Origin of the sequence: Bradyrhizobium sp. ORS 111 (assembly GCF_045571485.1) — a bacterium.
In the GTDB taxonomy this organism is placed as follows: Bacteria; Pseudomonadota; Alphaproteobacteria; order Rhizobiales; family Xanthobacteraceae; genus Bradyrhizobium.
Genome location: NZ_CP120701.1, coordinates 4,405,798 through 4,424,838, shown reverse-complemented (window position 1 = coordinate 4,424,838; position 19,041 = coordinate 4,405,798). Strand labels below are relative to the sequence as shown.

General features: G+C 64.8%; 18 protein-coding genes and 1 pseudogene. 8 read left to right on the top strand and 11 right to left on the bottom strand.

The features are described 5' to 3' along the window. Positions 1-22: 22 nt before the first annotated feature. A complete protein-coding gene (locus P6U30_RS20690) occupies positions 23-565 on the bottom strand; it encodes a CDP-alcohol phosphatidyltransferase family protein (protein ID WP_407146580.1) in 543 nt (180 codons plus the stop codon). A gap of 159 nt (positions 566-724) precedes the next feature. Here P6U30_RS20690 and purM point away from each other — a divergent pair, with 159 nt between their 5' ends. Both purM and purN read left to right on the top strand, forming a co-directional pair. Continuing rightward, on the top strand, positions 725-1,798 hold the full coding sequence (gene purM, locus P6U30_RS20685) for a phosphoribosylformylglycinamidine cyclo-ligase (protein WP_407164777.1): 1,074 nt from the start codon (positions 725-727) through the stop codon (positions 1,796-1,798). Beyond that, entirely contained in the window at positions 1,795-2,445 is a 651-nt protein-coding gene (purN, locus tag P6U30_RS20680; protein WP_407164776.1) for a phosphoribosylglycinamide formyltransferase, read from the top strand. Before purM ends, purN begins: the two co-directional genes overlap by 4 nt. Positions 2,446-2,528: 83 nt before the next feature. Here the strand turns inward: purN and P6U30_RS20675 are convergent, their stop codons facing one another. Beyond that, positions 2,529-2,732 carry a cold-shock protein gene (locus P6U30_RS20675; RefSeq protein WP_407146577.1) on the bottom strand — a complete coding sequence of 68 codons (204 nt, stop codon included), beginning with the start codon at positions 2,730-2,732 and terminating at the stop codon, positions 2,529-2,531. A 350-nt stretch (positions 2,733-3,082) separates the two neighbouring features. Further along, positions 3,083-4,231, bottom strand: a complete 1,149-nt coding sequence (rnd, locus tag P6U30_RS20670; RefSeq protein WP_407164775.1) for a ribonuclease D — start codon at positions 4,229-4,231, stop codon at positions 3,083-3,085. Positions 4,232-4,718: 487 nt separating this feature from the next. On the opposite strand from rnd, the gene P6U30_RS20665 reads away from it, so the two are divergent. Next, on the top strand, positions 4,719-5,333 hold the full coding sequence (locus P6U30_RS20665; protein ID WP_407164774.1) for a TetR/AcrR family transcriptional regulator: 615 nt from the start codon (positions 4,719-4,721) through the stop codon (positions 5,331-5,333). A gap of 70 nt (positions 5,334-5,403) precedes the next feature. Beyond that, a complete protein-coding gene (locus tag P6U30_RS20660; protein ID WP_407164773.1) occupies positions 5,404-6,264 on the top strand; it encodes a DMT family transporter in 861 nt (286 codons plus the stop codon). Between the two features lie 480 nt (positions 6,265-6,744). On the opposite strand, the gene P6U30_RS20655 is transcribed toward P6U30_RS20660, so the two are convergent. From P6U30_RS20655 to P6U30_RS20640, 4 genes and pseudogenes are all read right to left on the bottom strand, one after another. Next, entirely contained in the window at positions 6,745-7,239 is a 495-nt protein-coding gene (locus P6U30_RS20655) for a ferritin-like domain-containing protein (RefSeq protein ID WP_407164772.1), read from the bottom strand. A 65-nt stretch (positions 7,240-7,304) separates the two neighbouring features. Then, a pseudogene (locus P6U30_RS20650) lies at positions 7,305-7,781 on the bottom strand (NuoB/complex I 20 kDa subunit family protein); the annotation flags it as partial. 49 nt (positions 7,782-7,830) lie between these two features. Next, on the bottom strand, positions 7,831-8,034 hold the full coding sequence (locus P6U30_RS20645) for a hypothetical protein (RefSeq protein ID WP_407146572.1): 204 nt from the start codon (positions 8,032-8,034) through the stop codon (positions 7,831-7,833). 143 nt (positions 8,035-8,177) lie between these two features. Further along, positions 8,178-9,077 (bottom strand): LysR family transcriptional regulator, encoded by a 900-nt coding sequence (locus P6U30_RS20640; RefSeq protein WP_407164771.1) that lies wholly within the window; start codon positions 9,075-9,077, stop codon positions 8,178-8,180. Between the two features lie 102 nt (positions 9,078-9,179). Between P6U30_RS20640 and P6U30_RS20635 the strand changes: the two genes are divergently transcribed. Then, positions 9,180-10,169, top strand: coding sequence for a zinc-dependent alcohol dehydrogenase family protein (locus P6U30_RS20635; RefSeq protein ID WP_407164770.1), 990 nt, complete (start codon positions 9,180-9,182; stop codon positions 10,167-10,169). 103 nt (positions 10,170-10,272) lie between these two features. Here the strand turns inward: P6U30_RS20635 and P6U30_RS20630 are convergent, their stop codons facing one another. Continuing rightward, positions 10,273-11,745 carry a protein adenylyltransferase SelO gene (locus P6U30_RS20630; RefSeq protein WP_407170498.1) on the bottom strand — a complete coding sequence of 491 codons (1,473 nt, stop codon included), beginning with the start codon at positions 11,743-11,745 and terminating at the stop codon, positions 10,273-10,275. A 198-nt stretch (positions 11,746-11,943) separates the two neighbouring features. Between P6U30_RS20630 and aspS the strand changes: the two genes are divergently transcribed. The 3 genes from aspS to P6U30_RS20615 all read left to right on the top strand — a co-directional run bounded on the left by aspS (position 11,944) and on the right by P6U30_RS20615 (position 16,726). Further along, positions 11,944-13,716, top strand: a complete 1,773-nt coding sequence (gene aspS, locus P6U30_RS20625) for an aspartate--tRNA ligase (protein ID WP_407164769.1) — start codon at positions 11,944-11,946, stop codon at positions 13,714-13,716. A gap of 147 nt (positions 13,717-13,863) precedes the next feature. Next, positions 13,864-16,173, top strand: coding sequence for an NADP-dependent malic enzyme (locus P6U30_RS20620; RefSeq protein WP_407164768.1), 2,310 nt, complete (start codon positions 13,864-13,866; stop codon positions 16,171-16,173). A gap of 100 nt (positions 16,174-16,273) precedes the next feature. Further along, entirely contained in the window at positions 16,274-16,726 is a 453-nt protein-coding gene (locus P6U30_RS20615; protein ID WP_407164767.1) for a DoxX family protein, read from the top strand. Positions 16,727-16,743: 17 nt separating this feature from the next. Here the strand turns inward: P6U30_RS20615 and P6U30_RS20610 are convergent, their stop codons facing one another. From P6U30_RS20610 to P6U30_RS20600, 3 genes are all read right to left on the bottom strand, one after another. Then, positions 16,744-17,301, bottom strand: coding sequence for a dihydrofolate reductase (locus P6U30_RS20610; RefSeq protein ID WP_407164766.1), 558 nt, complete (start codon positions 17,299-17,301; stop codon positions 16,744-16,746). A 20-nt stretch (positions 17,302-17,321) separates the two neighbouring features. Then, the gene (locus P6U30_RS20605; protein ID WP_407164765.1) at positions 17,322-18,296 is read right to left on the bottom strand and encodes a polysaccharide deacetylase family protein; all 975 of its coding nucleotides are present in this window, start codon (positions 18,294-18,296) and stop codon (positions 17,322-17,324) included. Between the two features lie 171 nt (positions 18,297-18,467). Further along, positions 18,468-19,037 carry a glutathione peroxidase gene (locus P6U30_RS20600; RefSeq protein WP_407164764.1) on the bottom strand — a complete coding sequence of 190 codons (570 nt, stop codon included), beginning with the start codon at positions 19,035-19,037 and terminating at the stop codon, positions 18,468-18,470. Between the last annotated feature and the right edge of the window lie 4 nt (positions 19,038-19,041).

The window sequence follows — 19,041 nt, the reverse complement described above, 5'->3', positions numbered from 1 at the left end:
AACCAGGCTATCGGGCTTCAGGCTATCGGGCTTCAATCGTGCTCATGTGCCGCAGCCACTCCACGAGATAGAGGGACACGGAAACCAAAGTAAAGATCGTGACGAGTCCCATCAGGATGCCATCGTAGGGATGCGGCTCGAAGCCGAAGCCGAGCGAGGCCAGCACCAGTGCTGCAAACGCCACCTGCGCCACCGTGTTGAACTTCGATACCATCAACGGCTTCATCTCAACCGGCTTGTCGAACAACCATGACACGATCACGGCGGACACGATCATGATGTCGCGCGACACGACGAGGATCACGAGCCAGCGCGGCACCGCGCCCCAGATCCCGAGCGAGACATAGATCGACACCAGCAGCGCCTTGTCGGCGAGCGGGTCGAGGAGGGCGCCGAGCTCGCTCGTCATGTTGAAGCGCTTGGCAAGAAACCCGTCGACCGCGTCCGAGACGCCGGCGATCACGAAGATCGCAAACGCGATCTCCATCTGGCTGGAGACGATGGCCCAGACGATCACCGGCACCAGGATGATGCGGCCGAGGGTGATGATGTTCGGAATGCTCAACTTGGTCGCTTCCCGGCTAGAAGCCTGATTTTACTCAATATCCGGCTCTTGGCAGCAGCGGACGGGTGTTATCTACATAGTATCGTGACCGCATTGCCGCGAGCCATTGCGCGGCGGCGGAATTCCTCGTAACCAGCCCCTGATCATCTGGAATTGGGCATGACCGAGCGCAAAAACGGGCTCACCTACGCGGATTCGGGCGTCGACATCGACGCCGGCAATCGTCTGGTCGATCTGATCAAGCCGATGGTGCGGGCGACCGCGCGCCCTGGCGCGGATGCCGAGATCGGCGGCTTCGGCGGGTTGTTCGACCTGAAGCGGGCCGGCTTCAAGGATCCCGTCCTGGTCGCGGCGACCGACGGCGTCGGCACCAAGCTCAAGATCGCGATCGAGACCGGGATCCACGGTGGAATCGGTGTCGATCTGGTCGCGATGTCGGTCAATGATCTTGTCGTGCAGGGCGCGGAACCGCTGTTCTTCCTCGACTATTTCGCCTGCGGCAAGCTCGATCCGGAGGCCGCCGCGGCGATCGTCGCCGGCATCGCCGAGGGCTGCAGGGAATCCGGCTGCGCCCTGATCGGGGGCGAGACGGCCGAGATGCCGGGCCTGTACAAGGACGGCGACTACGACCTCGGCGGCTTTGCGGTCGGCGCGGCCGAGCGCGGCACCTTGCTGCCGAGCCCCGATATCGCGGTGGGCGATGCCGTGATCGGGCTGGCCTCCTCGGGCGTGCACTCCAACGGCTATTCGCTGGTGCGCAAGATCGTCGAGCAGTCCCGGCTTCCTTACGACGCACCGGCGCCGTTCTCGCCGGTGATGACGCTGGGCGCAGCGCTGCTCACCCCGACGCGGCTCTATGTGAAATCCTGCCTGCGCGCGATCCGCGAGACCGGTGCGGTGAAGGGCCTCGCCCACATCACCGGCGGCGGCTTCACCGACAACATCCCGCGCGTGCTGCCGAAGCATCTCGGCGTCGGCATCGATCTGGCGCGGCTCCCGGTGCTGCCGGTGTTCAAATGGCTGGCGGAGCTGGGCGGCATCGCCGAACTCGAACTGCTGCGCACCTTCAACTGCGGCATCGGCATGATCGCGATCGTCAAGCCCGATGCCGTCGACCGGGTGACCGAGGTGCTCACAGCAAGCGGCGAGACCGTGGCTGTTCTCGGCGAGGTGATCGCGGCCAAGGACGAGCACCGCGTGGTCTACAACGGTCATCTCGATCTCGCCCAATGAAGCGCCGCGTCGCCATTCTGATCTCCGGCCGCGGCTCCAACATGGCCGCGCTGATCGAGGCCGCGAAAGCGCCGGACTTTCCGGCCGAGATCGTGGTCGTGATCTCCAACCGGGCCGACGCCGGCGGGCTCGAGAGGGCGGCCGCGAGCGGCATTCCGACCGTGGTCGTCGAGAGCAAGCCGTTCGGCAAGGATCGCGCCGGCTTCGAGGCGGTGCTGCAGCGGGCGCTCGACGAGAAGCAGGTCGAGCTGATCTGCCTGGGCGGCTTCATGCGGCTGTTCACCGCCGATTTCGCCCGCCGCTGGTACGGGCGGATGCTGAACATCCACCCCTCGCTGCTGCCGTGTTTTCCCGGCCTCGATCCGCACGGCCAGGCCTTGCGTGCGGGCGTCAAGCTCTCCGGTGCGACGGTGCATTTCGTGATCCCGGAGACCGATGCGGGTCCGATCGTGATGCAGGGGGCGGTCCCCGTTGCCGACGATGATACGCCCGAGACGCTCGCGGCGCGCGTCATCACCATCGAGCATCGCATCTACCCCGAGGCGCTGCGGCTGCTGGCAAGCGGCCGGCTGGAACTGGACGGTGATCGCTGCAAGACGCTGGGAAGCGCCGCGTCCGATCGCACCTTGATCGCGCCGGCGGGCTGAGGCGCGCAAGTCCAAAAGAAATCCCCCGGGGTGATGCAGCCGGGGGGAGGCATCAGGAATGGTTGCGCCGACAGCGCCGACGTTCAGTTGATCTTGAGGTTTTCCGCCGACGTCTTGCCACGGCTCTCCACCAGCTCGTACTCGATCGTCTGGTTCTCGTTGAGCGTGGTAAGGCCTGCGCGTTCGACTGCCGAGATGTGGACGAACACGTCCTTCTCTCCGACTGCCGGCTTGATGAACCCGTAACCCTTGGTCGGGTTGAACCACTTGACGGTACCCTTCGGCATCGCCTCTCTCCCAGTTTAGACATAAAAAAGACGCGGCCACGTTTTGCACGTGCCACGCCACAAACGGGCTTCCCGGTGTCTGTTCAATCCCCGATTCTTCAAGTCTCGAATCTTCAAGTGCGAAGTCTTGTGTCTCGAAGCCTTGGATCTCAACGTCGCGAAACGCACAGTCGAACGGCTGCAGTCCGATTGCGCAGAGATTGCAACATGAAAATTCCGAGTTAGCAAGCCTCTGCCGTGGAGCGACCGTTTCCTATGGCGCAACCGGAGCCTGTGGCCGCCGGGAACCGTCTGTTCCACTGGGCCAGTGGCCGACGGTGCTCCTCGCGATGCGGAATCTTCCGGCGCGGCTATCCCCGATCGACCCGCACCACGCGCCCCTTGTCGATGGCGAGCGCGAGCTGGCCATGCTTCAGCTTCAGCGCGGCCTCGCCGAACAGTTCGCGCCGCCAGCCGTGCAGGGCGCCGACGTCGGCGTTGTCGCTGGCCGCGATCTGCTCGAGATCGTCGACGGTCGCGATCACCTTGCTGGCGACCGCGTGCCGCTCCGAGGTCATGCGCAGCAGCACCTTCAACAGCTCGACGGTCGCTGCACCGTTGGCATTGCTGCGCGGCTTTTCCAGCTTCGGCAGCGAGGCCTGGTCGCGCGCGAGTCCACGCTGCACGGCGGCGATGATGTCGCCGCCCCATTTCGAGCGCTCGAAGCCCTTCGGCAGCGAGCGCAGATTGGCGAGCTTCTCGAGCGACGTCGGGGCGTGGGTTGCGATGTCGCCGACCGCGTCATCCTTCAGCACGCGCGAACGCGGCACGTCGCGGCTCTGCGCTTCCTGTTCCCGCCATGCCGCGACCTCGATCAGGACCGCAAGCTCGCGTGGCTTGCGCACGCGGGTCTTGAGCCGCTCCCAGGCGCGCTCGGGATGGAAGTCATAGGTCTTCGGTGAGGTCAGGATCTCCATCTCCTCGCTGACCCAGTCGCTGCGGCCGCGCTTCTTCAGATCGGCATCGAGCGCGGCGAAGACGTCGCGCAGATGGGTGACGTCGGAGACGGCGTAGTGGAGTTGCTCTTGGCTCAGCGGGCGGCGCGACCAGTCGGTGAAGCGGTGCGTCTTGTCGGGGCGGTGGCCGGTGACGCGATCGACGAGCTGATCGTAGGCGATGCTGTCACCATAGCCGAGCACCATGGCGGCAACCTGGGTGTCGAAGATCGGATGCGGAATGGTGCCGGAGAGGTGCCAGACAATCTCGATGTCCTGACGCGCGGCGTGGAAGACCTTCAGCACCGCCTCGTTCGACATCAGGTCGAAGAACGGCTTGAGGTCGATGCCCGGCGCCAGCGCGTCGATCACGACCGCTTCCTCCGCGCTCGCCATCTGCACGACGCAGAGCAGCGGGTAATAGGTCGTTTCTCGCAGGAACTCGGTATCGACAGTGATAACCTTGTGTTTGGCGAGGCGGTCGCAGGCGACCGCAAGTTCGGATGTGGTGGTAATCAGATCCATGAAATGTCCATGACGCTCAAGACACGCGTTCTGCCGAACTGGCAGCTATGTCAAGGGTCTTGCTGGGATTTTGGCTCTGCATATGGGACAGAACTGCGACTTTCTCCATGCCTTGGCGGTCCCGTGGCACGGATTGCGCCCGAGGTTGCTACGTTTTTCGCCCTCTCGAAGGGAGAGGGCGCAGGGAAAGCCGGGGGCTGATCCCACCCACGGGCCCGGTGCAGCCTGGGGTAGGACCGCAGGTCTCTCCGTGTTCATGACGGCAAGTAAACGACGCTGCGACGACACCATCCACATCGATCAGCTCGCCTGCGGCTTGCCCGACGCTCCCCAAGGCTTCGGCGGACATGAAGGGGAGGGAGCCTGAGAAGCGTGCTCGCCTCACTGCTATTCCAGGGCGACGCTTGCTTCGAGCTTCAAATGAGTGAATTGGCGCGCGGCGGCACCGGTCACTTGATTTAAAGACCGTTTGGTCTATATATTTGGAATGAGCAACCAAACCTCAGTGCCGTTACCCCGCGGTCGCCCGCGGAGTTTCGATGCGGAAGCCGCTGTCGAGCGCGCGATGGGCGTGTTCTGGTCGCGTGGCTATCATGCGACGGCGCTGCCAGACCTTCTTCGTGCGACGAAGCTCTCGCGTGGCAGCCTATATGCTGCTTTCGGCGACAAGCACTCGCTCTTCCTGCGCGCGCTCGATCGTTACATTGCCGATGCCGTGACGCGGATGGATATCGAGCTTAACCCTCGCAAGGACCCGATAGACGGCCTGCGGGCGTACCTTGCCGGATATGTTGACCGCACCGGCGGCGCCCACGGTCGGCGCGGATGTCTGGTGATTGCCACGACCATGGAACTGGCCGGGCGCGACGCTGATGTTAATCGTCGCATCGCGAACTTCTTCAAAGTCATGGAAGCGCGGGTGGCGGATGCACTTTCCCGTGCGAAGGCAGCGGGCAAGTTAGCCGACGATGTCGACCCCGCAAATGCCGCCCGCATTCTCGTCTGTTTCGTTGAAGGGCTGCGAGTGATCAGCAAAACGGCGCCGACGGGAGCCATAACCCGAGCCGCGGCCGACGCTCTGCTCGATCGTTTCATCAGGTAAGCAAATCCGGGCCCATCTTTGCGATCGGTGCGCCGATATCTAGACCAATCGGTCTTTAAAGGAGAATGCCATGTCGGCGGTCCAGATCATTTGCGCGGTGGCCGTTCCTTTGCTCTGGGGTTATCAGTTCGTGGTCATCAAAGTGGGCATTACGGAGTTCCCGCCGTTCTTCTTCCTTGCGCTGCGTTTCCTGGCCACCGCGCTCCTGCTTATTCCGCTCGTCAAAAGGCCCACGCGTGAACAGTTGCGTCCTATCGCAGCTATTTCGCTTTTTCTTGGTGGACTGAACTTCGGTCTCTTCTACGTTGGTCTTGGGCTCGGCTCGGGAAGCATGACGGCTGTCGCTTATCTACTCTCCACGCCCTTCACAGTCCTGTTGGCCTGGCCACTGCTGGCGGAAAGGCCGTCTCTCACGACCGTCTCCGGGGTGGTGCTCGCCTTCGCCGGCGTCTTTGTGTTGAGGGCGGACCCCAGCCTGTCGCCCAACGGGCTACCACTACTGCTGGTGGTCGGAGCTGCCTTCGCGTTCGCGGTATCCAACGTCTTGACGAAACGTTACGGCCCTTTTGACCCGTTGATGTTGATGGGTTGGTCGTCGCTGTTCACAGTGCCGCAGGTGATGTTGATGTCGTTGCTCCTCGAATATGGTCAACTGGCGAGCCTCGTTGCTGCGGATGAACGTGGCTGGCTCGCGCTCGCTTACACGATTTTCATCGGAGGGATTGTTGGATTTGGCCTTTGGTTCTGGCTGATCGCTCGCTGCTCCATGGGGCGCGTCGCTCCCTTCGGTCTGCTGCTGCCAGTGTTCGCCTTGATGTCGAGCGCGTTATTCCTTGGCGAGCCGATGACCCCGAAGTTGATCATTGGTGCACTGCTAGCGATCTCGGGTGTTGCCGTGACACAGTTGAGACCGAGCGCTCGACCGGTTTGAATCCGAAAGCTGCGTCGTAGCGGATGCGTCCCGCCGAGGCGGCCGCAGTGGGCCTCGCCGGGGAGATTATGCGCGCAGGCTCTCGCCGCGAGCGAGTGACGCGTGCTGATGGAGCTGCCGTCGATGCGGTCTCATAGTGCAGCGACGGGCCGCTCACTCGTAGCGGATGTTCTTCGACGGCCGGCGTGCCGCGGGCATTGCCAGCACGACGAGGCAGAGCGCGATCATGGCCAGTCCGATGAATTCAAAGGCAAACGCGTCCACGGCTCATTCTCCCCATTCGGAAACATTTAGACTTGTTGGGGGAGCGTTGACGACTTGTTAAACCTTATGGTTACCGCTCGCGGGTGCGAGGCATGGTGGAAGGTGAGTTAATGCTCACGAGATGCCGCGCTTCCCGCAATCTGGCGCAGCATCCATCGATGGCGCTTGCGTGCGCCTCCGATGGACGCCTGTTCTAGCGGGATTCTCGCTGTGCGATCACGCCGCCAGGGCGTCCTGATTGATCTCGCCCTTGGCAAGCTTCGTCAGCAGCGCGTCGGTTTGGCGTTCCTCGTCGAGGCTGTCGTGCAGCAAGCGCTGGTCGTCGCGCAGGTCAAGCTGGCCTGCGAGCGCCGCCGCGCTGCCATAGGCCGCGATCTCGTAATGCTCGAGCTTCTGCGCCGACGCGATCAGGGCGGCATCGCGCAGATTGTCGTCGGGCAATATCGAGACCATCTTGGCGGTCTCACCGATCAATGCCTGCATGGCCTGGTCGGTATGCAGGCCTGGATCGGCGCCATGCATCCTCAGCAGCGATTTCAGCCGCTCGCCTTGCACGATGGTTTCGCGCGCATGGTTGCCAAACGCATCCTTCAGCGACGGATGCGACGCAACCTCCGCCATGCGCGGCAGGGCGGCGGCGAGCTGGCTTTCTACGCTGACCAGTTCCTGGAGCTCGGCGATGTACATGTCCTTGAAGGTCGTCATCTTCATGTTAGGCACCTCTCTCGTCTCGGCGCGAGAGCGTCGACTCGACGCGCCGTTCGCTGGATCAGGATCTATCGCTCGATCGTGCCGGTCCGGCGGATCTTCTTCTGCAACATCATGATGCCGTAGAGCAGCGCCTCCGCGGTGGGCGGGCAGCCCGGCACATAGATGTCGACCGGGACGATGCGGTCGCAGCCGCGCACGACCGAGTAGGAATAGTGATAGTAGCCGCCGCCATTGGCGCAGGAGCCCATCGAGATCACATAACGCGGCTCCGGCATCTGGTCGTAGACCTTGCGCAGGGCGGGGGCCATCTTGTTGCACAACGTTCCCGAGACGATCATGACGTCCGACTGGCGCGGCGAGGCGCGCGGTGCAGCACCGAAGCGTTCCACATCGTAACGCGGCATCGACACCTGCATCTGCTCGATCGCACAGCAGGCAAGTCCGAACGTCATCCACATCAGGGATCCCGAGCGCGCCCAGGTCACGAGATCGTCGAACGGGGCGACGAAAAAACCGCGGTCACCGAGCTCATTGCTCCGCTCGTCGAACCAAGTCCGGCTCAACGTCATCGTCATTGCGGTTCCTCCATTCTCACGCGGTGTGACCGCCGGAACCGGAATCGATCGGCGTCTTTTTCGCCCGTTGCGGCGTCATCTTCGCCGGGTCCGGTTGCCCGGGCACGCCGCGCGGCCCAAGCTCCTGCCGCTGCAGGTCGTCCTCCGAGAAGGCCGGCTCGATACCGTTTGGATTGCTGCGTTCGATCGCGGCTTTGCGGCTCTGATCGCGCTCGTTCATCCTGGTTCTCCGTCATCGGGGCGGAACGAGACCTCGCGGCCACGCGTCCCGCGATGTCCGGCCAACGATTAGCGCTGGAAATCGTTGCTAAAAATTCGAGGCGGCAGCGCTGACGGCGCCGATGCCCGCCGCTTCGGTGAAACTCACGCCACGAGCTTCGGCAGAGCTGCCGCCAGCGCGTCCACCGCGAGGCGAACCTTCAGCGGCAGTCGGGGCGTCGGCAGCCACAGCGCGTGACAATCGTAGGGAAACTCCGGCTGATCTGGCAGCACGGTGACGAGCGTACCGCTTTGCAGGCGCTCGCGGACCAACCACGAGGGCAGCCAGGCAAGGCCCATGCCCTTGGTTGCCGCGTCTGCGATCGCTTCGAGGTCGTCGAGCCGCAACCTGCCGGCCGGCCAGACCTCAAGCGGCGGCTCACCGTCGCGCGGGAACAACCACGGACGCACGCGTCCCGACCGGCGGTAAATGATGGCGTGATGCTGCGCGATCTCCTCGAGTGCGCGCGGCTTGCCGTGCGCCCGCAGATAGGCACGCGAGGCGCAGACCACCATGCGCTGGCGGGCGATGCGTCGCGCGATCACGCCCGACTGAGGGTTGAGGTCGCCGGTCCTGATCGCAAGATCGTAACCGCCGTCGACGAGATCAGCGATCGGATCGCCGAACGAGAGGTCGAACTCGAGCGCCGGGTATTTTCGCGCCAGATCGAGCAGCGTGGGGACGACACAGTGCCGGCCGAGCAGCGCCGGCATCGTGACCCGCAGCCGGCCGCGCGGCTCCGACGACTGCCCGGAGGCGTGCGCGTCGGCGGCATCAGCCTCGGCGAGCACGACGCGGCAACGCTCGTAATAGGCCTGCCCGGCGTCGGTCAGGCTCTGACGCCGCGTGGTGCGGTTGAGCAGGCGGACGCCGAGCCGCTCCTCGAGGAAGCGCACATGCTTTCCGACCATCGGCGCCGACATTTCAAGCGCGTCGGCGGCGGCCGCGAACGAGCCGAGATCGACGGCCCTGACGAACACGGCCATACTGGCGAGGCGGTCCAATTCGAAACTCCTGCTTTCGACTGTTCAGTCTGAGGGATGATTTATCCGATCAGTTCGATCGGGCATAGCTCCATTCCATTCAATTGTTTTGGAGTGTCGCTCGTGGCTCGCGTCGTTCGCTTTCACCGGCATGGTGGTCCCGAGGTGCTGCGGATCGACGAGGTCCAGGTCGCACCGCCCGGACGCGGCGAGGTTCGGATCCGGGTCAGGGCGCTCGGGCTCAATCGGGCGGAGGCCTTGCTGCGCGCGGGAAATTACATCGAGACGGCGACGCTGCCGGCCGGACTGGGGCTGGAGGCCGCCGGCCTCGTCGAGGCGATCGGCGATGGTGTGAGCGGTTTCGCGCTCGGCGACGCCGTCAGCATCGTGCCGCCGATCTCGATGGTGCGATGGCCGGCCTATGGCGAGCTGGTGACGTATCCGGCCGAGGCGGTCGTAAAAATTCCGCCCGGGCTTGGCTTCGAGGCGGCGGCTGCGACCTGGATGCAATACCTCACGGCCTATGGTGCACTCGTCGATATTGCCCGGCTCGGGCGAGGGGAGTTCGTCGTCATCACGGCGGCCTCGAGCAGCGTCGGACTTGCCGCGATCCAGATCGCCAACCGGATCGGCGCGCTCCCGATCGCGGTCACGCGAACGTCGGCGAAGTCTCAGGCGCTTCGCGAGGCTGGCGCTTTCCATGTCATCGCCTCGGCGGAGGGGGACTTGCAAGCCGGGCTGGAGCAGATTGCGGGACTGAACGGAGTTCGCGTGGTGCTTGATGCGGTGGGAGGCCCAGGCTTCGTACCGCTGACATCAGCGATGGCACCGGGCGGCATCCTTATCGAGTACGGCGGGCTCAGCCCGGAGCCGACGCCGTTTCCGCTCGCGAGCGTGCTGAGCAAGTCCCTGACGCTGCGCGGCTACCTCGTGCATGAGATCGTCCGCGATCCGGCCCGGCTTGCTGCGGCGAAGACGTTCATCCTCGACGGGCTCGCGACCGGCGCGTTGAGGCCGGTGATCGCCAGGACATTTCGCTTCGACGAGATTGTGGAAGCGCACCGCTTCCTGGAATCGAACGCGCAGTTCGGCAAGATCGTGGTGACGGTGTGAGAGCTGAGTAGGATGGGTAGAGCGAAGCGAAACCCATCACCTTTGCTCAGGCCCGTAGATTTCGATGGGTTTCGCTGCGCTCTACCCATCCTACACTCTTAGGTCACGTCCCGCAGAACGTCTGCGTCACGCGCTGCTCGGGCAGCGGCGGGTCGGCATAGGCCGCATACTGCGGCTGATCCTGATACGGCTTCGCCAGGACCGTCAGCAGCTCCTCGAACGGTGCGTAATCGTCCTGGTTGACCGCGGCGAAGATCGCCGCCTCGATGCGGTGGTTGCGCGGGATGAAGGCGGGATTGACCGCGTGCATCGCAGCCTTGCGCTCGGCCGCCGACTGCGGCTCCAGCGCCAGGCGCTGCCGCCAGCGGCCGGCCCATTCGTCGAAGGCGGCGGGATCGGTGAACTGCGCACGGACGTCGGCGGCCTCATCGGCTGCGGCCTCGCCGAGCTGGCGGAAGGTCAGCGTGAAGTCAGCCTCGTTCTTGGCCATGGCGTCGAGCAGGTCCTGGATCAGCGCCTCGTCGCCGTCTCGGGCGGTGAACAGGCCGACCTTGCGGCGCAGGCCGGAGTTATAGGCCACCGTGAATGCTTGCGGAAACTCGCCGAGGATCTCCTGCGCCTGCTCGATCGCCTTCTCCTTGTCGTCCGAGAACAACGGCAGCAGGCACTCGGCGAGCCGGGTCAGATTCCATAAGCCGATGCGCGGCTGGTTGGCGTAGGCGTAGCGGCCCATCTCATCGATCGAGGAGAACACCTGCGCGGGGTTGTAGGCGTCCAGGAAGGCGCAGGGGCCGTAGTCTATGGTCTCGCCCGAGATCGAGGTGTTGTCGGTGTTCATCACGCCGTGGATGAAACCGACCAGAAGCCAGCGCGCGATCAGGTCGGCCTGCCGCGCCACGACGCCGGCGAGCAAAGCGTGATAGGGGCGCTCGGCGCCCTTCAGCTCCGGATAGTGCCTGGCGATGACATGGTCGGCGAGCGCGCGCACGCCGTCGGTGTCGCCGCGGGCGGCGAAGAACTGGAAGGTGCCGACACGAATATGGCTCGACGCGATGCGGGTCAGCACGGCGCCCGGCAGCGCGGTCTCGCGCATCACGGGCTCGCCGGTGACGACGGCGGCGAGCGAGCGGGTGGTCGGGATGCCCAGAGCGAACATTGCCTCGCTGACGATGTATTCACGCAAGACCGGACCGAGCGCGGCCCGGCCGTCGCCGCGGCGGGAGAATGGGGTCGGTCCGCTTCCCTTGAGCTGGATGTCGCGGCGGACGCCGTCCCTGTCGACGACCTCGCCGAGCAGGATGGCGCGGCCGTCGCCGAGCTGCGGCACGAAGTGCCCGAACTGGTGACCGGCATAGGCCATGGCGATCGGGTCCGCGCCGTCGGGCAGGCGCTTGCCGGCGAGGATTTCGGTGCCCTCCGGGGTCGACAGCAGGTCCGGGTCCAACCCGAGCTGGAGGGCGAGCGGCCGGTTCAGCTTGATCAGCCGGGGGCTTGCCACCGGTGTCGGCGCGACGCGGGCGAAAAAGTTCGCGGGCAGCGCCGAATAGGTGTTCTGGAACGGGAAATGGATCGTCATGTTCAAAAGATAGGCCGGCCGGGCCAATAGGCAAACCGCCTGCCGCCTGGCGCGGTCAAAATGTGCGGTTTCGGCCCGAAACCGGGCGTTCCCTTGGTTGCCGCACCCGGCCGCCTCAGGTAAACCCTGCGCAACTTCGGCACCGGCCCTGAGGGCCCCGCCGATTCGTTTCCTCCGACATCAGTTTTTGGGACTAAGATGCATCGCTACCGGTCACACACATGCGGCGCGCTCCGAGAGGGCGATATCGACCAGACGGTCCGGCTCTCCGGCTGGGTCCACCGGGTCCGCGACCACGGCGGCGTGCTGTTCGTCGACCTACGTGACCATTACGGCATCACCCAGTGCGTGGCCGACCCGGACTCGCCGGCATTCGCCGAGGTCGAGAAGTTCCGCTCAGAGTGGGTGGTTCGGATCGACGGCAAGGTGCGCCGCCGCCCCGCGGGGACCGACAATCCTGAACTGCCGACCGGCATGGTCGAGGTCTATATCAAGGAGATCGAGGTCCTCGGCCCCGCGGCCGAGCTGCCGCTGCCGGTGTTCGGCGAGCAGGAATATCCCGAGGACATAAGGCTTAAGTACCGTTTCCTCGACCTGCGTCGCGAGAAGCTGCACCAGAATATCATGACCCGCGGCGCGATCGTCGATTCCATGCGCCGGCGGATGAAGGAGCAGGGGTTCTTCGAATTCCAGACCCCGATCCTGACGGCGTCCTCGCCGGAGGGCGCGCGCGACTTCCTGGTGCCGTCGCGCATTCATCCCGGCAAGTTTTACGCGCTGCCGCAGGCGCCGCAGCAGTACAAGCAGCTCCTGATGATGTCGGGCTTCGACCGCTACTTCCAGATCGCGCCGTGCTTCCGCGACGAGGACCCGCGCGCCGACCGCCTGCCGGGCGAGTTCTACCAGCTCGACGTCGAGATGAGCTTCGTCACCCAGGACGACGTGTTCGCGGCGATGGAGCCTGTCATCACCGGCGTGTTCGAGGATTTTGCCAAGGGCAAGCCGGTGACCAAGAACTGGCCACGGATTCCGTTTGCGGAAGCCGTGCGCAAATACGGCTCCGACAAGCCCGACCTGCGCAACAAGATCATCATGCAGGAGGTCTCCGAGCACTTCCGCGGCTCCGGCTTCAAGGTGTTCGCGCGGATGCTGGAGGATCCGAAGAACCAGGTCTGGGCGATCCCGGGCGTGGGCGGCGGCTCGCGCGCCTTCTGCGACCGCATGAACTCGTGGGCGCAGGGCGAAGGCCAGCCCGGCCTCGGCTACATCATGTGGCGCGAGGGCGGCGAGGGCGCCGGCCCGCTTGCCAACAACATCGGCCCGGAACGGACGGCCGCAATCCGCGACCAGCTCGGCCTGAAGGAAGGTGATGCGGCGTTCTTCGTCGCCGGCGATCCGGAGAAGTTCTGGAAGTTCGCCGGCCTTGCGCGCACCAAGCTCGGCGAGGAGCTGAACCAGATCGACAGGGACCGCTTCGAGCTCGCCTGGATCGTCGACTTCCCGATGTACGAGTATGACGAGGAGAACAAGAAGATCGACTTCTCGCACAACCCGTTCTCGATGCCGCAGGGCGGGCTCGACGCGCTGAAGACGCAGGATCCGCTAACCATCAAGGCGTTCCAGTACGACATCGCCTGCAACGGCTACGAGATCGCCTCCGGCGGCATCCGCAACCACAAGCCGGAAGCAATGGTGAAGGCGTTCGAGATCGCGGGTTATGGCGAGCAGGAAGTGATCGACCGTTTCGGCGGCATGTACCGTGCCTTCCAGTACGGTGCGCCGCCGCATGGCGGTATGGCGGCGGGCCTCGACCGTATCGTGATGCTGTTGTGCGGCACCACGAACCTGCGCGAGATCTCGCTGTTCCCGATGAACCAGCAGGCCATGGACCTCTTGATGGGCGCGCCCTCGGAAGCAACTCCAAAGCAGTTGCGGGAGCTTCACATCCGGACCAATCTGCCGCAGAAATAATCGGCGCATACCTGGATTACGCGGGCCGTTCGGAGCATGCCGCGACCATCATGACGGGATGACGCTTCCCAGGAAACGTCATCCCGCTTTTGCCTTAAGTCTTACGTCCGGCCACCGAATTTTAGTGCGGGGCCGAGGGGGGAGTGCATGTCGTCATCGTCTGAAGAACTCCACAACGCGGCGCTCGCCTATCACCGCCTGCCGCGGCCGGGCAAACTCGAAATTCAGGCGATCAAGCCGCTTGCCAACCAGCGCGACCTGGCGCTGGCCTATTCGCCAGGCGTTGCCGCCGCCTGCACCGAGATCGCCACCAACCCGGCCGAGGCCGCCACGTTGACCGCCCGCGCCAATCTGGTGGCGGTGGTGTCGAACGGCACCGCGGTCCTCGGCCTCGGCAATATCGGGCCGCTGGCCTCGAAGCCGGTGATGGAAGGCAAGGCGGTGCTGTTCAAGAAGTTCGCCGGCATCGACGTGTTCGACATCGAGATCAAGGCCGACACGATCGAGCGCGTGGTCGAAACGGTCGCGGCGCTGGAGCCGACCTTCGGCGGCATCAATCTGGAGGACATCCGCGGCCCGGAGTGCTTCGAGATCGAGGCACAGCTCAAGGAGCGTATGAAGATCCCGGTGTTCCATGACGACCAGCACGGCACCGCGATCATCGTCGCGGCCGCGATCGTCAACGGTCTGCTGCTGAACGGCAAGAAGCTTGCCGATGTGAAGATCGTCTGCTCGGGCGCCGGGGCGGCTGCGATCGCAACTCTCAATTTGCTGGTCTCGATGGGCGCGCAGCGCAAGAACATCTGGGTCTGCGATATCGACGGCGTCGTCTATGAGGGCCGCAACACCACGATGGACCGCTGGAAGGCGGTCTATACGCAGACGACCAACGCGCGCGTGCTGGCGGACGTCATTCCCGGCGCCGACATCTTCATCGGCCTGTCCGCACCGGGCGTGCTCAAGCCCGAGATGGTCAAGCAGATGGCGGACCAGCCGCTGGTGATGGCGCTCGCCAATCCGGTGCCGGAGATCATGCCGGACGAGGCGCGCCAGGCGCGGCCCGACGCGATGATCTGCACCGGACGGTCGGACTTCCCGAACCAGGTCAACAATGTCCTGTGCTTCCCGTTCATCTTCCGCGGCGCGCTCGATGTCGGCGCCACCGCGATCAACGAGGCGATGAAGCATGCCGCGGTCGATGCGATCGCGCAGCTCGCGCGCGATCCGCCGTCGGACGCCGTGGCCCATGGCTTCGAGAGCACCGAGACCCAGGGGTTCGGTCCGGGCTCGCTGATCCCGAGCCCGTTCGATCCGCGCCTGATCCTGCGCATCGCGCCGGCGGTGGCCAAGGCCGCGATCGAATCCGGCGTTGCGACCCGGCCGATCAAGAACTTCGATGAGTACTGCGCCGAGCTGCAGCGCTATGCGTTCCGCTCCGGCATCACCATGAAGCCGGTGTTCGCCAAGGCGAAGACCCAGCCGGTGCGCGTGATCTACGCCGAAGGCGAGGACGAGCGCGTGCTGCGCGCCACCCAGGTGGTGCTCGAGGAGAAGCTGGCGCGGCCGATTCTGGTCGGACGTCCGTCGGTGGTGGAGACCCGGATCAAGCGCTTCGGCCTCGCGATCAAGGCCGGCCGCGACTTCGACCTGATCAATCCCGAGGACGATCCGCGTTACCGCTCTTATGTGCAGTCCTATATCGACGTCGCCGGCCGGCGCGGCGTGACGCCCGACGCGGCGCGCACGGTGGTCCGCACCAACAACACGGTCATCGCGGCGCTTGCGGTATCGCGCGGCGAGGCCGACGCGATGCTGTGCGGGGTCGAGGGCCGCTTCATGAGCCATCTGCGCCATGTTCGCGAAATCATCGGCTTCCTGCCGGGGATCAGCGACTACGCGGCGCTGTCGCTGATGATCACGACCAAGGGCGCCTATTTCCTCGCCGACACCCAGGTTCGGCCGAATCCCAGCGCCGAGGAACTCGCCGAGGTGGCGTCACTGGCCGCGGTTCACGCCCAGCGCTTCGCCTTCAAGCCCAAGGTCGCCTTCGTGTCGCATTCCGACTTCGGAAGCTATGACACGGACTCGGCGCGCAAGATGCGCCGCGCCACTCAGCTCCTCAAGGACAGGCATCCGGAGATCGAGGCCGACGGCGAGATGCAGGCCGACACCGCGCTCTCGGAGATCGCGCGCAAGGCCGTGCTGCCACAGTCGCGGCTGGAGGGCGAGGCCAACATCCTGATCATGCCGACGCTGGACGCCGCCAACATCGCCTATCAGACCATCAAGGTGCTGGGGAATGCCTTGCCGGTCGGCCCGATCCTGATCGGACCGGCGCGGCCGGCTCACATCCTCACCCCCGGCGTGACGGCGCGCGGCGTGCTCAACATGACGGCGGTTGCCGCGGTCGAGGCCCAGGAGCGCGCCGGCCGCGCGCAGCCGACGCTGTTCGGCTAAGGGGAGGAGACGGGGCGGATTCGATTTGATCGAAGCAGGCGGAGCGACCATAATCGCTTCGCCTGCTCCGTCCGACTCCCGCCATCCGTGAGGCCGACCCATGCCAGCATTCATCGTCTTCGGGCGATTCCTGTTCGCCGTCCTGTTCATCTATTCGGGGGCGACCAAGCTGCTCGGCATCCAGGCCACGGCGGACATGCTGACGGCCAAGGTGACCATTCCCGTCGTCATCGCGCCCTATACGGAGCAGATCGAGAGCTTCGCCGCGATGCCGTTCATGCAGCTCCTGGCGATCACGATCGGCTCGTTCGAGATCCTCGCCGGCCTGATGATCGCGCTGAACCTGCTGGCGCGGTTCTTCGCGATCCTGTTGATCATCTTCATGTGCTTCTCGACGTTCTATCTGCACGATTTCTGGAATCAGCCGGCGCCCGATAACGCCAAGACCCTGATCGATGCGTTGAAGAACCTCTCCCTGATCGGCGCGCTGTTCATCATCGCCGGCTACGGCCGCGGTCCCCGCAGGAACGACCCGACCTACGGCGAGGTGTAGGGCGGCTCACGACGCGATCAAGCGACCCGTCGCCAGGGCGTGACGCTGACGTCGTGCGCGGCATCGATCAGTTGCGGCTCGCCGGCGTGGAGACCATGGGCGGCCAGCACCTGTTGCGGCGAGCGGGCCGGGACGCCGGGGAAGCACGGCTCACCGTCGGGGATGTGCACGCGCGGTGCGACCGATAGCCAGAACGTGTCGTAGCGATCCATGAACATGTCGAACACACCGGGACCGCCGATGATCGCGGCCAAGCCCGACGTGACGCCGGCCGAGCGGCATGCCACCTCGAACGAACAGCCGGCAGGATTCCACAGTAGCGCCCTGGGATTGGACGGGTCGGGCGCGGTCGCCTGCACCTTGTGGGTCAGGATGAGGCGCCGTCGCTGCAGCGAGTTCGGCTGCTCCTCCTGGGAATTGCGGCCGTGCACGACAAGATCGGCGCGATCGAGGGCCGCGGTGAAGAACCGCTTGTCGCCCTCGATCTTGAGGTCGTCGGGCATCACGTTGTGCGCGTTCGCCAGCCGGCCGTCGGCGGAGACGATGACAAAGCCCTCGATACGCAACGTCGGCACAGAGATCGTCGCCGATGCCGTTACTGATTGACCGTGGTGACGACACTATTGACCGGCCGCGAGCTCACGGTCGGCAGCTTGACGTCCTTGGCGAGCTCCTGCTCGTAGTGCGGCAGCACCGTCACCGGGAATTTGGCGCGCATCGCGACCACCTTGTAGCCGCCGGCCTTCAACTGCTGCAGCAGCGTCGGCAATGCCTCGGCGGTGTGCTTCTGGAAGTCGTGCAGCAGGATGATGCCCTTGCCAAGCTTGCCGAGCTTCTTCATCACGTTGTCGATCACCTGCTGCGGGTTCTTCGACTTGAAGTCGAAGGAGTCGAGGTCGCAGGAGAAGATCGCGATGTTGCGCGTGCCGAGATAGGTCACCATCTCCGGCGGATGTTGCAGGGCCGGGAAGCGGAAGAACGGTGCGGGCGAGGTCTCGAGTGCCCATTTGACCGCGGCGAAGCCGCGCTCGATTTCATCCTTCCTCTGGTCCTCGTTCAGCTTCTTGTTGTTCAAATTGGCATGCGACCAGGTATGCGCGCCGATGGTATGGCCCGCCGCATAGACCTGCCTCAGGATTTCCGGATGGTAGGTCGCGTGCTTGCCGATCGGGAAGAAGATGCCCGTGGTGCATTCGTCCGCGAGTGCCTTTAACACCGCCGGCGTGTTGGCCGGCCACGGTCCGTCATCGAAGGTCAGCACCACTTCGTGATCGCGCAGGAAGTCGAGCTGCTTGAAATGTTCGAAGCCGAAACCCGGGCCGCCGGTGGTATCGATCTCGACGGTGCGGCTGACGCCAAGGGCGTTCGGATTGGTACAGGCGGCGCGCGCCGGCTGAGGCGGTTGCTGTGGCGGCACTGGAGCCGGAGCGGGGGCCGGCGCGGGCGCTGCCGCCTGTGGTGCCGGCGCGGGCGCCGCTCCGCTTTTGGCCGGTGGAGTTTGCGACCAAGCCGCGCTCGACGCGAGCAACGACACCGTCCCTGCGAAAATCAGACCTGCCGCAATGCGCATGGCGTGTTCCTTTTGGTCCCGCTCCCGGCGCTGGCGCTGAGCCGTTGCCGGGCCGCTTCCACCCCTAACCCAATAATACCCTAGTTGGATCGAGGCCGCCAAGGCACCGGAGGTAGCGGTCTTGTGACCAAATCCGAATTTGGCGAGTTAATTCGGGGGATTACGGCGCAATCAGGCTGTCACCAATGTCCGAGCAATCGCGGTCTTGATCCTTGTGTCCTCGGGTACGACCGACTCAGGGAAGACGTCGGCGATGTAGCCGTCGCGTCCGATCAGGTATTTGTGGAAGTTCCAGCGCGGCACGTCCTTGGGACGGATCTCCGCCGCCCATCGGTAGAAGGGATGCGCGTTCGCGCCCTTCACCACGGCCTTGGCCGAGATCGGGAAGGTGACGCCATACTGGTGCTGGGCCGTCTCGGCGATCTCGGTCGGACCGCCCGGCTCCTGGCCACCGAAATCATTGGAGGGCACGCCGATGATGACGAAACCGCGCTCGCGGAATTCAGTCCATAACTGCTGCAGCCCCGCATATTGCGGCGTGAAGCCACAGAGCGAGGCCGTGTTCACGATCATCATGGGATGACCGGTGTAATCGGCGAGGCGGATATCGCCGCCGGCGAGCGCCGGGAAGGAGAAGGCGTAGGCGGTGACCCGGCTCATAGCAGGCGCCTGCGCGTGCAGCGCGCGCGGCCCCGCTGCTACGGCCAGTCCCGCTACGATCAGTGCTCTGCGGTCGATCATCATC

Excerpts from the sequence above, each read along its gene's own strand:
- P6U30_RS20600 (WP_407164764.1), bottom strand. The coding sequence starts at position 19,037 with ATGATCGACCGCAGAGCACTGATCGTAGCGGGACTGGCCGTAGCAGCG.
- P6U30_RS20605 (WP_407164765.1), bottom strand. The coding sequence starts at position 18,296 with ATGCGCATTGCGGCAGGTCTGATTTTCGCAGGGACGGTGTCGTTGCTC.
- purM (WP_407164777.1), top strand. The coding sequence starts at position 725 with ATGACCGAGCGCAAAAACGGGCTCACCTACGCGGATTCGGGCGTCGAC.
- P6U30_RS20620 (WP_407164768.1), top strand. The coding sequence starts at position 13,864 with ATGTCGTCATCGTCTGAAGAACTCCACAACGCGGCGCTCGCCTATCAC.
- P6U30_RS20655 (WP_407164772.1), bottom strand. The coding sequence starts at position 7,239 with ATGAAGATGACGACCTTCAAGGACATGTACATCGCCGAGCTCCAGGAA.
- aspS (WP_407164769.1), top strand. The coding sequence starts at position 11,944 with ATGCATCGCTACCGGTCACACACATGCGGCGCGCTCCGAGAGGGCGAT.
- P6U30_RS20630 (WP_407170498.1), bottom strand. The coding sequence starts at position 11,745 with ATGACGATCCATTTCCCGTTCCAGAACACCTATTCGGCGCTGCCCGCG.
- P6U30_RS20665 (WP_407164774.1), top strand. The coding sequence starts at position 4,719 with ATGAGCAACCAAACCTCAGTGCCGTTACCCCGCGGTCGCCCGCGGAGT.
- P6U30_RS20675 (WP_407146577.1), bottom strand. The coding sequence starts at position 2,732 with ATGCCGAAGGGTACCGTCAAGTGGTTCAACCCGACCAAGGGTTACGGG.
- P6U30_RS20645 (WP_407146572.1), bottom strand. The coding sequence starts at position 8,034 with ATGAACGAGCGCGATCAGAGCCGCAAAGCCGCGATCGAACGCAGCAAT.
- rnd (WP_407164775.1), bottom strand. The coding sequence starts at position 4,231 with ATGGATCTGATTACCACCACATCCGAACTTGCGGTCGCCTGCGACCGC.
- P6U30_RS20660 (WP_407164773.1), top strand. The coding sequence starts at position 5,404 with ATGTCGGCGGTCCAGATCATTTGCGCGGTGGCCGTTCCTTTGCTCTGG.
- purN (WP_407164776.1), top strand. The coding sequence starts at position 1,795 with ATGAAGCGCCGCGTCGCCATTCTGATCTCCGGCCGCGGCTCCAACATG.
- P6U30_RS20615 (WP_407164767.1), top strand. The coding sequence starts at position 16,274 with ATGCCAGCATTCATCGTCTTCGGGCGATTCCTGTTCGCCGTCCTGTTC.